We start from the raw sequence: 13927 nt of genomic DNA on the forward strand, positions 1-13927 counted from the left end.
TCAGTCCTCGCCGGCGCTGCCGCCCTCGGTCGACCGGCTTCCGGGGTCGGGGCGTTCGGGGGCCGCGCCGCGCGGGCCCGGGTCACCGACCGGCGCCAGCCCGCCGTCGCCGTCGACGGCCACGGCCGGCTCTTCCCCCGCCGCCCGTTCCTCCCTGCGCCGCCGCAGCCACTCCCGCAGGGCGATGCTCAGGCTCTTGGTCACCTCGGCGGCGACCGTGCCGATGAGGACCAGGACCAGATCGTCGATGCCGATGGCCATGTCCCCGAGGTCGCGTTCCTCCGGGGCGCGGTCTGCGTCGGCCGGGCGCGGCCGCAGGGTCCAGTCGTGCCGCTGGTGTGCGAGCCACGGCTCGCGCTCCAGCCATGCCTTGAGATCCTCGATGTCCTGGTGTGCGTTGTTCGTGCCCGTGATCCTGATGCGGATCTCGTGACGGTCAGCCCTGTCCGGCATCCCCCGACCCCCTTCCGGCGGCGCCATCGCCCGCCGTGCCACCAGATAGTGACGTGGGATCAGGTGCGGGGGCAACCGTCCGTGACCTCCGGAGCACCCTGTGGTGTGCGCCACAGTGCCTGCCACAGGGCTGCGTCGCAGGTCAAGGGTGAGTTGACGGGCATTCGTGGAGCGTGGTGGACTGCCGGAGCCATTCGGCGACAGATGAGGAAGTCCGGTGAGAATCCGGCGCGGTCCCGCCACTGTCACCGGGGAGCGTTCCTCCAGGAGAGGTCACGGCCCGTCACGCGTACGCCCGCCAGGTCGCGTGCGTACGGGCTGGAAGGCCGGGGGAAACGCCGATCCGGGAGCCAGGAGACTCTCGTCGCCGTCACGTCGAGCCAGGGCGCGGACCCTGAGTGAGGACATACCGCCATGCCCGGCCGCAGTTCGAGATGCCCGTTGAGCGACGCCGCAGCATCCCTTCGAGGACTGACGGCGGTCTGATCCGATGCGTGCCGAACACGCCACGTACGCGTGCGGCGCGGCCCTCGGCTTTCTCGGCGACCTGATCGCGGCGGACCCCCGGCGCGGCCATCCGGTGGCCGCGTTCGGCCGGGCCGCGGGTACCGTCGAGCGCCGACTGTGGCGCGATCACCGTGGCCGCGGAGCGGCCCATGCCCTGCTGTGCGCGGGCGGCGCGGCGGCGGGCGCCGCGCTCCTGCAGCGCGCCGTACGCGGCTCCCTGACCTCACCTCTTCCCGCCGGTGGCGCCCGCGCCCGTACCGCCGCGGGCGTCGCCCTCACCGCGGCGACGGTCTGGGCCGTGCTGGGCGGCACCTCGCTGGGCCGGGAGGCGCGGGCCATCGGCGGTGCGCTGACGGCGGGCGACCCGGATCTGGCGCGGGAGCGGCTGCCGCATCTGTGCGGGCGCGACCCGCAGGCGCTGGACGAACCGCAGATGGCGCGCGCGGTGGTCGAGTCGGTCGCGGAGAACACGTCGGACGCGGTGGTGGGCGCGCTGGTTTGGGGGGCGCTGGGCGGTGTGCCCGGCCTGGTGGCGTTCCGGGCGGTGAACACCCTGGACGCGATGGTGGGTCACAAATCGCCTCGTTACCGCCGGTTCGGCTGGGCGTCGGCCCGGCTCGACGACGTGGCCGGCTGGCCCGGGGCCCGGCTGACCGCCGCCCTCACGGTGCTCGCGGGACCCGACCGGCGCGGCGCGCTGAACGCCTGGCGGGCCGACGGCGGCGCGCACCCGAGCCCCAACGCCGGCCCGGTGGAGGCGTCGTTCGCGGGTGCGCTCGGCGTCCGGCTGGGCGGCACGCTGGCGTACGGCGGGCGGGTTGAGCACCGGCCGGTGCTCAACGGCGCGGCGCGGCCGGTCGGCGTGCCCGACATCGAGCGGGCGGTCAGGCTCTCGCGCCGGGTGAGCGTGCTGGCGCTGGCGACGACGGTCGCGGGCCGGCTCGCGGTGGGCGCGATCCGGACGGCGAGGGCGCGCGGCCGGGCGGGTACGGCACGGCTCACGGCACAGCGATGCCCCGGCAGATGAGGAGGACCCGGTGACGGGACGGTTCGAGGTGTCCGGCGGGTCTGTCGGCGGTGGCCTGCTGGTGGCCGGTACGACGTCCGACGCGGGCAAGAGCGTGGTCACGGCGGGCATCTGCCGGTGGCTGGTCCGCCAGGGCGTCCGCGTCGCGCCGTTCAAGGCGCAGAACATGTCACTGAACTCGTTCGTGACGCGCGAGGGCGCGGAGATCGGGCGGGCGCAGGCGATGCAGGCGGCGGCCGCCCGGGTCGAGCCGACGGCGCTGATGAATCCGGTGCTGCTCAAGCCCGGCAGCGACCGCAGCAGCCAGGTGGTGCTGCTGGGCAAGCCGGTCGGCGAGCTGAGCGCCACGGGATACTTCGGCCACCCCGACGGCCGGACGCCCGGCGGCTCGGGACCGTACGCCGGGCGGCGCGAGGCGCTGCTGGGTACGGTCACCGACTGCCTCCAGGAACTGCGGAGGACTCATGACGCGGTGATCTGCGAGGGCGCGGGCAGTCCCGCCGAGATCAATCTGCGTCGCACCGACATCGTCAACATGGGCATCGCGCGCGCCGGCCGGCTGCCCGTCGTCGTGGTCGGGGACATCGACAGGGGCGGGGTGTTCGCCTCCTTCTTCGGCACCACGGCGCTGCTGTCGAAGGAGGACCAGTCGCTGATCGCGGGCTATGTCGTCAACAAGTTCCGCGGCGATGTGACGCTGCTGGAGCCGGGGTTGGAGATGCTGCGCGGCCTCACCGGCCGGCCGACGCTCGGCGTGCTGCCCTTCGCCCACGGGCTCGGCATCGACGAGGAGGACGGTCTGCGGATCTCGCTGCGCGGCGCGGTGCGCGAGAGCGTGGTGGCGCCGCCGCACGGCGCGGACGTCCTGCGGGTCGCGGTCGCCGCGGTACCGCTGATGTCCAACTTCACGGACGTGGACGCGCTGGCCGCCGAACCGGGCGTGGTGGTGCGGTTCGTGGACCGGGCCGAGGAACTGGCCGACGCGGACCTGGTGGTGCTGCCGGGCACCCGGGGAACGGTCCGGGCGCTGGAGTGGCTGCGCGAGCGCGGTCTTGCGGACGCGATCGCGCGCCGGGCCGCCGAGGGCCGTCCGGTGCTGGGCATCTGCGGCGGGTTCCAGATGCTCGGTGAGCACATCGACGACGAGGTGGAGTCGCGGGCCGGCGCGGTGCCCGGCCTCGGGCTGCTGCCCGTCCGGGTGCGCTTCGCCGTGGAGAAGACGCTGGCGCGCCCGGTGGGGCAGGCGCTGGACGAGCCCGTGGAGGGATACGAGATCCACCACGGGGTGGCCGAGGTCAACGGCGGGCAGACGTTCATCTCCGACGGCCGCGGGCAGAGTCTGGACGGGTGCCGGGTCGGCTCGGTGTGGGGCACCCACTGGCACGGCTCGCTGGAGAGCGACGCGTTCCGGCGGGCCTTTCTGCGGCAGGTCGCGGCGGCCGCGGGCCGGGCCTTCGTGCCGGCGCCCGACACCTGCTTCGGCGCGCTGCGCGAGGAGCAGCTGGACCGGCTCGGCGATCTGATCGAGGAGCACGCGGACACCGACGCGCTGTTGCGGCTGATCGAGGAGGGGGTGCCGCAGGGGCTGCCGTTCGTCCCTCCGGGCGCGCCGTGAGGAGCCGGCGGACAAGGACGTACCACCCCCGTTCAAGCGGGGGCCACAGCGCCACGGCGGCCGGGGCCGCGGTGGCAGATCACGTGCGCGGGCGTACTGCGCCCGCAGGAGGCATCAACGCATGACCACGACTCCCAACTATCCCTTCACCGCGGTAGTCGGCATGGACGATCTCCGGCTGGCGCTGCTGTTGAACGCGGTCAGCCCCGCGGTCGGCGGTGTGCTGGTGCGTGGCGAGAAGGGCACCGCCAAGAGCACGGCGGTGCGTGCCCTGTCGTCGCTGATGCCACCCGTGGACGTGATCACCGGCTGCCGCTTCTCCTGCGCTCCCGTCGCGCCCGACCCGGCCTGCCCGGACGGCCCGCACGAGGCGGGTGCGGGTGAGGACCGCCCGACGCGGATGGTCGAACTGCCCGTCGGCGCCTCGGAGGACCGGCTGGTGGGCGCCCTGGACATCGAACGGGCGCTGTCGGAGGGCGTCAAGGCCTTCGAGCCCGGCCTGCTGGCCGACGCGCACCGCGGCGTGCTCTACGTCGACGAGGTCAACCTGCTCCACGACCACCTCGTGGACCTGCTGCTGGACGCGGCGGCGATGGGCGCCTCGTACGTCGAGCGCGAGGGCGTCTCGGTACGGCACGCGGCGCGCTTCCTGCTCGTGGGCACCATGAACCCCGAAGAGGGCGAGCTGCGGCCGCAGTTGCTGGACCGCTTCGGGCTGACGGTCGAGGTCGCGGCCTCCCGCGAGCCGGCCCGGCGCGTCGAGGTCGTACGGCGCCGGCTGGCGTACGACGCCGACCCGGCGGGCTTCGCGGCGCGCTGGGCGGACGAGGAGGACGAGCTGCGCCTGCGTATCTCGGCGGCACGGGAGTTGCTGCCCGCCGTGACGCTCGGGGACGCGGCGCTCCGGCAGATCGCCGCGACCTGCGCGGCGTTCGAGGTGGACGGGATGCGCGCGGACATCGTGATGGCGCGCACCGCGACCGCGCTCGCGGCCTGGGCGGGGCGGACCGACGTACTGGCCGAGGACGTCCGGCAGGCCGCGCTCCTCGCGCTGCCGCACCGCAGGCGCCGCAACCCCTTCGACGCGCCGGGCCTGGACGAGGACAAACTGGACGAGACGCTGGAGGAGTTCGGCGGGTCCGACGACGGCGACGACCCGGAGCCCGATGGGCCGGACGGCGGCCCCGACGGCGGCCCCGACGGCCCGGAGGGCGGCCCCGACGGTGGCCCGGACGGCCCCGGCGGGCCGCCGCCGCAGGACGGGGGACCCGAGGGCCGGGACGACCGGACGCCCCCGGCGGGCCCGGAGCCGGAGTCGGGCGCGGCAGACCCCGCCGATACCGGAGCACCGGCCCCCGAGCAGTCCACCGACCAGCCCCCGGCGAGGCCCGGAGCGGAGCGCGCGGCTGTGGGTGCGGCCGAGCCGTTCACCACGCGGCGGCTGGACGTTCCCGGACTGGGCGAGGGCGCGGACGGCCGCAGGTCGCGGGCCCGTACCGCGCACGGCCGGACCACCGGCGCCCGGCGCCCGCAAGGGACGTTGACCAAGCTGCACCTGGCCGCGACGGTGCAGGCCGCGGCGCCGCACCAGCGGGCCCGCGGGCGCAGCGGGCGGGGCCTGGTGGTGCGCCGGGACGATCTGCGCGAGGCGGTGCGCGAGGGCCGGGAGGGCAATCTCGTGCTGTTCGTCGTGGACGCGTCCGGTTCGATGGCGGCCCGGCAGCGGATGAGCGCGGTCAAGGGCGCGGTGCTCTCGCTGCTGCTCGACGCCTACCAGCGCCGCGACAAGATCGGCATGATCACGTTCCGCGGGAAGGGCGCCGAGCTGGCGCTGCCGCCGACCTCCTCGGTGGAGGCGGGCGCGGCACGGCTGGAACAGCTGCCCACCGGCGGCCGTACACCGCTGTCGGAGGGCCTGCTCAAGGCCCACGAGGTGCTGCGGGTGGAGCGGATGCGGGACGCCTCGCGCCGGCCGCTGCTGGTGGTCGTCACGGACGGCCGCGCGACCGGCGGCGACCAGCCGTTGCCGCGGGCCACCCGCGCCGGACGCCTGCTGGCCTCGGAGGGCGTCGCCTCGGTCGTCGTGGACTGCGAGCAGGGGCCCGTCCGGCTGGGGCTGGCCGGCGAGCTGGCCCGGGCCCTGCAGGGCACCGCGGTCACCCTCGACGAGCTGCGCGCGGACAGCGTCTCGGCGCTCGTCCGCGAGGTGCAGGGAGGCCACGGCGGGCACCCCGCGCGGTCGGGCTCCGCCGGCCGCCGGGCCGGTGCGCAGGAACCGTTTCATGCGGCCGGCGGCCGGGCCGCCCGCACCACTGATCACACTCAAGGATCCCGGAGGGTCGCGTAATGCCGCAGGGACAGCCGTCCGTCGTACCGAACGACGGGCTCACCACCCGCCAGCGCCGCAATCGGCCGCTGGTCTTCGTCCACACGGGCGTCGGCAAGGGGAAGTCCACCGCCGCCTTCGGTCTGGCGCTGCGCGCCTGGAACCAGGGCTGGCCGGTCGGGGTGTTCCAGTTCGTGAAGTCGGCGAAGTGGAAGGTCGGCGAGGAGCGCGCGCTGAAGGTGCTCGGCGCGACCGGCGAGGGCGGCAGCGTCGCCTGGCACAAGATGGGCGAGGGCTGGTCCTGGGTGCAGCGAAACGTCCGGGACGCGCTCTCCAGCGAGGACGCGGCGCGCGAGGGCTGGGAGCAGGTCAAGCGGGATCTCGCCGCCGAGACCTACAAGCTGCTGGTGCTGGACGAGTTCGCCTACCCGATGCACTGGGGCTGGATCGACACCGAGGAGGTGGTGTCGGTGCTGCGCGACCGCCCGGGTACGCAGCATGTCGTCATCACCGGCCGCAACGCCCCTCAGCCCCTGGTGGACTTCGCCGATCTGGTGACGGACATGTCCAAGGTCAAGCACCCGATGGACGAGGGCCAGAAGGGCCAGCGGGGCATCGAATGGTGAGCGCGGCGTGAGCGGAGCGACGATCCCGCGGCTGGTCATCGCCGCGCCCGCCTCCGGAGCGGGCAAGACGACGGTGGCCACCGGCCTGATGGCGGCGTTCGCCGAGGCGGGCCTCGCGGTCTCCCCGCACAAGGTGGGCCCCGACTACATCGATCCCGGCTACCACTCCCTGGCCACCGGCCGGCCGGGCCGGAACCTCGACGCCTACCTGTGCGGGACCGGCCGGATCGCCCCGCTGTTCCTGCACGGGTCGGCGGGCGCGGACCTCGCGGTCGTCGAGGGCGTGATGGGCCTGTTCGACGGGGCGTCGGGGCAGGGCGAGCTGTCGTCGACGGCGCAGGTGGCGAAGGTGCTGCGGGCGCCGGTGGTGCTGGTGGTGGACGCGTCCTCGCAATCCCGGTCGGTGGCCGCGCTGGTGCACGGCTTCGCGTCCTGGGACCCGGAGGTCCGGCTGGCCGGGGTGATCCTCAACAAGGTCGGCTCGGACCGCCACGAGGCGCTGCTCCGCGAGGCGATGGAATCGTCCGGGGTGCCGGTGCTCGGCGCCCTGCGGCGTACCCAGCAGGCCCGTACCCCTTCGCGGCATCTGGGCCTGGTGCCGGTAGCCGAGCGCCGGACGGACGCGGTGGAGTCGGTGCGCGAACTCGCCGCGCGGGTGCGCGAGGGCTGCGACCTCAAGGCGCTGCTGGCCCTGGCGCACGACGTGCCGCGGCTGACGGACACGCCCTGGGATCCGGCCGCCGAGGTGGCGCCCGTCGTCGGCGCGACGGCCGGGGCGGCTCCCACCGACGCGGCCGCCGGGAAGCCGCTGATCGCCGTCGCGGGAGGTGCCGCCTTCACCTTCTCGTACGCGGAGCACGCCGAGCTGCTGGCCGCCGCGGGCGCCGATGTGGCACCCTTCGACCCGCTGCACGACGAGCAACTGCCGCCCGGGACGCAGGGGTTGGTGATCGGTGGCGGCTTCCCCGAGGTGTACGCGCCGGACCTGTCGGCGAACGCGCCGCTGCGGGCCGCGGTGGCCGCGCTGGCCGCCTCCGGGGCCCCGGTGTCCGCCGAGTGCGCCGGACTGCTCTACCTCTCCCGCTCCATCGACGGCAAGCCGATGTGCGGGGTGCTGCCCGCGGACGCCCGGATGACCGAGCGGCTCACGCTCGGCTACCGGGAGGCGGTGGCGCTCCAGGACAACGCGCTGGCGGCCGCCGGGACGCGGGTGCGCGGCCACGAGTTCCATCGCACGACGCTGGAGCCGGGCGCCGGCGCGTCGCCCGCATGGGGCCTGACGCACCCCGAGCGCCGGGTCGAGGGATTCGTCAGCGGCGGCGTGCACGCCTCGTATCTGCATGTGCACTGGGCTGCCGAGCCCTCGCTGGCCGGCCGCCTGGTCGAGAGCGCAGCGCAGCGCACGCCGTCCGGCGCGCCGGGGGGTGCCGGGTGACCGGCGGCCGGGGCGCCGTCCTGGACCATCTCGTCCACGCCACGCCGGATCTGGACCGTACGGTCGCCGAAGTGGCGGAACTGACCGGTGTGCGCCCCGCCCCGGGCGGCAGCCATCCGGGCCGGGGTACCCGCAATCACCTGCTGGGGCTGGGCGGCGGTGCCTACTTCGAGATCATCGGGCCCGATCCGGAGCAGCCCGCGCCGGACGGGCCGCGGTGGTTCGGCATCGATGCGCTGTCCGGTCCCGAACTGGTCACCTGGGCGGTCCGGGTCACCGGCATCGCGGCCTGCGTCGCCCGCGCGCGGGCCCACGGCTACGACCCCGGCGACGCGGTCGCGATGAGCCGCCGGGCACCGAACGGCGGCCGCATCGCCTGGCAGTTGACGCCACCGGGCGCGGGCGGCGGCCGCACGCCGTTCCTCCTCGACTGGGGCGACACGCCGCACCCTTCCGACGCCGCTCTCCCCGAGCTGCCGTTGGTCTCGCTCACCGCGAGCGACCCCGAGCCCGACGCCGTCGCGGGTCGGCTGGCGGCGCTCGGCACCCGGTGGCCGGGAGAGCCACTCACCACCGGACCCGGCGGGCTCACCGCCGTCCTGGCAGGCCGGCGGGGGCCGGTGGCCTTCGGCCGGGGAGCCGTCGCGGTATGACGGACGGGGCGGGAAGCAGGCCGCGCGACGGCGCCGGCGAGGCGCCGCGGAGCGGACACGTGAGTGCGAAGCGGTCTCCGGCACCGCAGGGCGGGAGACCACGGCCGCCCGCCGCACCGCTGGTCGTCGGTGTCGGAGCGAGCCGCGGCGTACCGGTGGCGGAAGTGCTGGACCTCATCACGGCCGCCCTCGCGTCCGCAGGACGGCCCGCGGACGCGCTGACCGCGCTGGCGACGGTGACGGCCAAGGCCGCTGAGCCGGGTCTGGTCGGGGCGGCACGGCGACTCGGGGTACCGCTGCGGTCGTTCCCGGCGCATGTTCTGGCGGCCGTGTCGGTACCGGCGCCGTCCGCCGCCGCGGAGGCCGCGGTCGGAACGCCGAGCGTCGCGGAGGCCGCCGCGCTGCTGGCCGCCGGGCCGGGGGCCGAACTGGTCGCGGGCAAGCGGAAGTCGGCACCGTACGACCGTCCGGCCCGGGCGACCTGTGCGCTCGCCATCGGGACGGGACCGGACACCTCGGGCCTTACCGACAGTACGTGGGGAGCGGCCACCACCCCCTTGCGCGCGGCGGATATCGTCATGACCTCCCCCACCACGCACCGCAGCGGCCCGCCGTCCGCACCGCCGCGCCCGACAGCGAGACCCCGGCTCCAAGGAGACGTTGTGACCACCCCTCCCGCTCTGCTCATCGCCGGTCACGGCACCCGAGACGCCAGCGGGGCCGAGGCCCTGCGTGCCCTGGTGCGGGCACTCGACGAGCGTCACCCCGACGTGCCCGTCGCGGGCGGCTTCTTCGGCTCCTCACCGGTCCGGCCACTGGACGACGCCGTCGAGGAGCTCGTCGAGCGGGGCGCGACCCGGATCGCCGCCGTACCGCTGCTGCTGGATCCGAGCGGGCCGGTGCCCGACGCGCTTCCCGTCTCGCTGGCGAGGGCGGTGCAGCGCCACCCCGGCCTGGACTACGCCTGCGGCGCCGAACTGGGGCCGCACCCCAAGCTCCTCGCTGTGCTGGAGCGGCGTCTGGACGAGGCGCTGGGCGGCGGCGCCCGCAGGCCCGAGGACCGGGCCCGTACGACGGTGCTGCTGGTGGGCCGCGGCGCCCCCGACCCGCACGCCAACGCCGAGGTGGCACGGGCCGCGCGCCTGCTCTGGGAGGGCCGCGGCTTCGCCGGGGTGGAGACCGCTTTCGTCTCGCACGCGGCACCCGATGTGCCGGCCGGACTCGACCGGTGCAGCGTGCTGGCCGCCGCGGCGCCGGGGCGGGGTGGCCCGCCCCGGATCGTCGTGCTGCCCTACTTCCTGTTCCGCGGCGACCTGTTGGAGCGGCTGCGGATGCAGTCCGAGGGATGGGCCGCGGCGCACCCGGGCATCGAGGTGCTCGGCGCCGGCGTGATCGGTCCCGAGCCGGAACTGGCCGACGTGGTCATGGAGCGCTACCGCGAGGCGGTGGCCGGCGATCCCCTGCTGCGGGACGGGCACCCCGGGTGCGCGGTGGCTGCGGAGGACGGCCTGGGGACGGCCTGCGCACCGGAGCAGGAGGGTCCTGGAGCCACGGCGGCCGGGGAGCGGGGTGGCCATGTCAGCGCCGGCTGAGTCCGCGCGGCGGGCGCCGGTACGGCCGTCCTCCCTGCCGCCGCACGAGCCCGACCTGCGACACCACGGCGACGCCGAAGTGCGGGGCGCCGAGGGCGGACTGACGGACCTGGCGGTCAACGTCAGGGCCGGCACTCCCCCGGCCTGGCTCAAGGCCCGGATCGCCGCGTCCCTCGACGGCCTCGCCGCATACCCGGACGGCCGGGCGGCACGCCGTGCGGTCGCGGCGCGGCACGGTCTGCCGGTCGAACGGGTGCTGCTGACGTCGGGAGCCGCGGAGGCATTCGTGCTGATCGCCCGTGCCGTGGCCGCCCGCAGGCCGGTCGTGGTGCATCCGCAGTTCACCGAGCCGGAGGCGGCCCTGCGGGACGCCGGGCACACGGTGGAGCGGGTGCTGCTCAGCGAGGACGACGGCTTCCGGCTGGCGGGCGCGACGGTGCCCGACGACGCCGATCTGGTGGTCGTCGGCAACCCGACCAACCCGACGTCAGTGCTCCATCCCGCGGAGGCCCTGGCCCGGTTGGCGCGTCCGGGCCGCACGCTGGTCGTGGACGAGGCGTTCATGGACGCGGTTCCCGGTGAGCGGGCGTCGCTTGCCGGGCGCACCGATCTGCCGGGCCTGGTGGTGCTGCGCAGCCTCACCAAGACCTGGGGGCTCGCGGGGCTGCGCGTCGGCTATGTGCTGGCCGATCCCGACACCGTCGCCGCCCTGGAGCGGGCACAGCCGCTGTGGCCGGTCTCCAGCCCGGCGCTGGCCGCGGCGGAGGCGTGCTGCGAGTCCGCCGCGCTCGACGAGGCGGCCGCGGCGGCGGTCGACATCGCCGGTGACCGGGACCATCTGCTGGCCCGGCTGGGCGAGTTCCCCGGGGTACGCGCCGTCGGCCCGGCGGAAGGACCGTTCGTGCTGATCCGGCTGCGGCGTGCTGCGGCGGTACGCGCCGGGCTGCGCGAGCGCGGCTTCGCGGTGCGGCGTGGCGACACCTTCCCGGGCCTCGGGCCCGACTGGCTGCGGCTCGCCGTCCGCGACCGGGCGACGACGGACCGCTTCGTGACGGCCCTCGCGGAGGTGCTCGCCACCGACCTGACGGCGGGGCACCCCGACTGACCGAGAGCCCCGCCGGGTTCCCCGTGAACCACGCTTCTACGGGGAACCCGGCGGGGTGAGGCACACCGCGGCGGCCGTCACCGGCCACGCGCGGCACACCTCGGGCCGTACCCACGCCCGGCGCCCCCACGGCACCGAGCGCGGATACGGGGCTTGTCAGCCGCGGCCGCCCTGCGACGCGGCGCCCCGGCGTCGGCGGGCGTAGCCGAGCGATCCGGCACCCGCGGCGACCAGCAGGGCCGCGCCGCCGACGAGATACGGCGTGGCGGAACTGCCGCCGGTCTCCGCGAGGTTCTGGGTGCTCGGCCGGGAACCGGTCCGGGTGCTCGGCCCGGAGCTCTCGCCACCGGTGGTGCCGCCCGAGCCGTCCTCGGGCGGAGCGGTGCGGGGTGCGGTGCAGGTGGCCTCGGCGAGCGTGACCCGGCCCTCGACCTCGGCGACGTTCAGCTTCAGCGGGTTGACGGAGACCTTCAGGTCGAGAGCGGTGGCCACTGCGGACTTGGACGTGACGCTCTTCTTCGACAGGTCCAGCCGCACCTCCCCCACTCCCGGCACCTTGACGTCGGTCGTGCCGCTCGAACTCAGCGTGACCTTCTTGCCCAGGACGCGCACCGTGCCCAGCACGTTCGACTCGGCCCGGGGCCGCTTCCCCGCCTCGCAGACGGCCTTGGACGTGACCTGCTCGACCTCGATCAAGGAGAGCAGCGGAAGGCCGGGGACGTGCACCTTCGCGTGCGCGACGTTGGCGTAGCCCTCGGTCCTGCCGCGGGCGGCGGTGGCCCGCGCGGTGGCGACATCCGCCCGCAGCACGCTGAACGGCTTGCCCTGGTTGATGCCGTCGAGGTCGACGGTCAGCGAGGTCTTCTCCGCGGAGGCCGGGGCACGCACCTCGTTGAGCGCGGCCCGCAGCGGCACCTTGACCGTCTTGTCGAGCAGCCCGACGTCCAGGGCGGTGCGCAGCACGACCGCCCCGGAGGTGCCGCCGCCCGCACCGTGGTCACCGGTGGCGTGCGCCGGGACGGCGCCGAGCAGGACGGCGGGGCCGGCGGCGAAGGCGGTGGCGACGAACGTCGCGGCGAGCCGGCGGGCCGGCAGCGGGGCGGCGGAACCGGTCGCCCGGCTGCGTACGGGCACGCCGAAGAAGCTGGTGGATCTGGTGGACACGAGTGTGGAACCCCCACAGGAGAAGTGAGCCGTCGGCCGCGCCATGGGGGACATCACGCGGGCCGACGACCTCGACCCGCACATCGTGGCCGCACCGAGGGTGAACGGGCAGCCACGCGACGCGAGTTCATCCCAATGGGTGGTTTCCGCCTCTGTTTTCGAATTTCTTCGATGCAACGCGCCCCCCGCGCCCCAGCCGTCCCACCTCAGGGGCGACCCGAGGAGACCGGCTCCTCGCACCCGGGGCCCGCCGCCGCGGAGCCCCGACGTCCACCATCCGGAATCCGATGCCTCGTACACGCATACGGGAGCTAGGGTGCCGCCGTGTCAACCGAGCAGACGAACCAGAGCCCGGAACCGGCCGCGGAATCCGGCATACCGGAGCCGCCCGCACCCACCGGCGGCCTTCCCGCGTCCGACCGCACCGCCCGCCGGGCGGTCACGGTCTTCCCCCTGCTGGTGCTCGCCGCCGGGGCGGTCGGCCTCCTGTGGCCGGCACACTTCACCGACTGGGCGCCCGCGGTGCCGTGGATGCTCGGCGTGGTGATGTTCTCGATGGGCCTGACGCTGACCCCGCCGGACTTCACGGCGGTCGCCAAGCGGCCGTGGGCGGTCGGGCTCGGCCTGGTCGCGCACTACGTGATCATGCCGGGGCTCGGCTGGCTGATCGCCACCGCGCTCGACCTGCCCCCGCAGCTCGCGGCGGGCGTGATCCTCGTCGGCTGCGCCCCCAGCGGCACGGCCTCGAACGTCGTGACCTACCTGGCCCGTGGCGATGTCGCGCTCTCGGTCTCGGTGGCCACGGTCTCCACGGTGCTCGCGCCGCTCATCACTCCCCCGCTGACGCTGCTGCTCGCCGGGCAGTTCCTCGACGTGGACGCCGGGGTCATGGTCACCGACATCCTCAAGACCGTGCTGCTCCCGGTGGTCGCGGGGCTGGTGGTGCGGGTGGTCGCCGGACGCTGGGTCGACAGGGTGCTCGGCGCGCTGCCCTGGCTCTCCGCCGTCACCATCGCGGCCATCGTGCTGGCCGTGGTGTCCGGCAGCGCCGCGGCGATCAAGGACGCGGCGGCCCCGGTCGTGCTCGCGGTGGTGCTGCACAACGGGCTGGGCCTCGCGCTCGGCTACGCGTCCGGGAAGCTGGCCCGGCTGGGCCGCCCGGCGAGCCGGGCGATGGCCTTCGAGGTCGGTATGCAGAATTCCGGGCTCGCGGCGTCCCTGGCCACCGCCCACTTCAGCCCGGCCGCGGCGCTGCCCGCCGCGGTCTTCTCCGTCTGGCACAACGTCTCGGGTGCGCTGGTCGCCGCCTGGATGGCACGGTCCGCGCGCCGCCAGAGCTAGGGCGGACACGCCCCGGGGCCTGCTCCGAACGGCAGGCCCCGGGTCGCCGCGGAATCGGACCGAGCCGCCTCACGCCGGCCCCG

General features: G+C 75.4%; 11 protein-coding genes, 1 pseudogene and 1 riboswitch. Of the genes and pseudogenes, 10 read left to right on the plus strand and 2 right to left on the minus strand.

The genetic code is table 11. The annotated features are described in order from the left end of the window. On the minus strand, nucleotides 1-453 hold the full coding sequence (locus tag ACGFZW_RS27435) for a hypothetical protein (RefSeq protein ID WP_393895901.1): 453 nt from the start codon (nucleotides 451-453) through the stop codon (nucleotides 1-3). 204 nt (nucleotides 454-657) lie between these two features. Beyond that, nucleotides 658-814: riboswitch (cobalamin riboswitch) on the plus strand. Nucleotides 815-943: 129 nt separating this feature from the next. Here ACGFZW_RS27435 and ACGFZW_RS27440 point away from each other — a divergent pair. From ACGFZW_RS27440 to cobC, 9 genes and pseudogenes are all read left to right on the plus strand, one after another. Further along, entirely contained in the window at nucleotides 944-1987 is a 1044-nt protein-coding gene (locus tag ACGFZW_RS27440) for a cobalamin biosynthesis protein (protein WP_393895902.1), read from the plus strand. Nucleotides 1988-1997: 10 nt separating this feature from the next. After that, on the plus strand, nucleotides 1998-3602 hold the full coding sequence (locus ACGFZW_RS27445; protein ID WP_393895903.1) for a cobyric acid synthase: 1605 nt from the start codon (nucleotides 1998-2000) through the stop codon (nucleotides 3600-3602). Between the two features lie 121 nt (nucleotides 3603-3723). Next, nucleotides 3724-5949, plus strand: a complete 2226-nt coding sequence (locus ACGFZW_RS27450) for a putative cobaltochelatase (RefSeq protein WP_393895904.1) — start codon at nucleotides 3724-3726, stop codon at nucleotides 5947-5949. Continuing rightward, nucleotides 5949-6554 (plus strand): cob(I)yrinic acid a,c-diamide adenosyltransferase, encoded by a 606-nt coding sequence (cobO, locus tag ACGFZW_RS27455; RefSeq protein WP_393895905.1) that lies wholly within the window; start codon nucleotides 5949-5951, stop codon nucleotides 6552-6554. The genes ACGFZW_RS27450 and cobO overlap by 1 nt, the downstream gene beginning before the upstream one ends. Nucleotides 6555-6561: 7 nt before the next feature. Continuing rightward, nucleotides 6562-7989, plus strand: coding sequence for a cobyrinate a,c-diamide synthase (locus tag ACGFZW_RS27460; protein ID WP_393895906.1), 1428 nt, complete (start codon nucleotides 6562-6564; stop codon nucleotides 7987-7989). Then, nucleotides 7986-8642: a VOC family protein gene (locus ACGFZW_RS27465; RefSeq protein ID WP_393895907.1), complete on the plus strand. Its 657-nt coding sequence runs from the start codon at nucleotides 7986-7988 to the stop codon at nucleotides 8640-8642. Before ACGFZW_RS27460 ends, ACGFZW_RS27465 begins: the two co-directional genes overlap by 4 nt. Next, nucleotides 8639-9124: pseudogene (locus tag ACGFZW_RS27470) on the plus strand (cobalamin biosynthesis protein); the annotation flags it as partial. The gene ACGFZW_RS27465 and the pseudogene ACGFZW_RS27470, both read left to right, overlap by 4 nt. A gap of 180 nt (nucleotides 9125-9304) precedes the next feature. Then, nucleotides 9305-10234 carry a sirohydrochlorin chelatase gene (locus tag ACGFZW_RS27475; protein ID WP_393896039.1) on the plus strand — a complete coding sequence of 310 codons (930 nt, stop codon included), beginning with the start codon at nucleotides 9305-9307 and terminating at the stop codon, nucleotides 10232-10234. Then, nucleotides 10218-11339, plus strand: a complete 1122-nt coding sequence (gene cobC, locus ACGFZW_RS27480) for an Rv2231c family pyridoxal phosphate-dependent protein CobC (RefSeq protein WP_393895908.1) — start codon at nucleotides 10218-10220, stop codon at nucleotides 11337-11339. Before ACGFZW_RS27475 ends, cobC begins: the two co-directional genes overlap by 17 nt. 156 nt (nucleotides 11340-11495) lie before the next feature. Here the strand turns inward: cobC and ACGFZW_RS27485 are convergent, their stop codons facing one another. Beyond that, nucleotides 11496-12434 carry an SCO1860 family LAETG-anchored protein gene (locus ACGFZW_RS27485; RefSeq protein WP_393896040.1) on the minus strand — a complete coding sequence of 313 codons (939 nt, stop codon included), beginning with the start codon at nucleotides 12432-12434 and terminating at the stop codon, nucleotides 11496-11498. A gap of 444 nt (nucleotides 12435-12878) precedes the next feature. Between ACGFZW_RS27485 and ACGFZW_RS27490 the strand changes: the two genes are divergently transcribed. Next, a complete protein-coding gene (locus ACGFZW_RS27490; protein WP_393896041.1) occupies nucleotides 12879-13844 on the plus strand; it encodes a bile acid:sodium symporter family protein in 966 nt (321 codons plus the stop codon). The last annotated feature ends 83 nt before the right edge of the window (nucleotides 13845-13927 follow it).

It is taken from the genome of Streptomyces sp. NPDC048248, assembly GCF_043201875.1.
In the GTDB taxonomy this organism is placed as follows: Bacteria; Actinomycetota; Actinomycetes; order Streptomycetales; family Streptomycetaceae; genus Streptomyces.

What these genes read in the sequence shown, in the direction of transcription:
- ACGFZW_RS27450 (WP_393895904.1), top strand. Translation starts at nt 3,724, where the DNA reads ATGACCACGACTCCCAACTATCCCTTCACCGCGGTAGTCGGCATGGAC.
- cobO (WP_393895905.1), top strand. Translation starts at nt 5,949, where the DNA reads ATGCCGCAGGGACAGCCGTCCGTCGTACCGAACGACGGGCTCACCACC.
- ACGFZW_RS27440 (WP_393895902.1), top strand. Translation starts at nt 944, where the DNA reads ATGCGTGCCGAACACGCCACGTACGCGTGCGGCGCGGCCCTCGGCTTT.
- ACGFZW_RS27435 (WP_393895901.1), bottom strand. Translation starts at nt 453, where the DNA reads ATGCCGGACAGGGCTGACCGTCACGAGATCCGCATCAGGATCACGGGC.
- cobC (WP_393895908.1), top strand. Translation starts at nt 10,218, where the DNA reads ATGTCAGCGCCGGCTGAGTCCGCGCGGCGGGCGCCGGTACGGCCGTCC.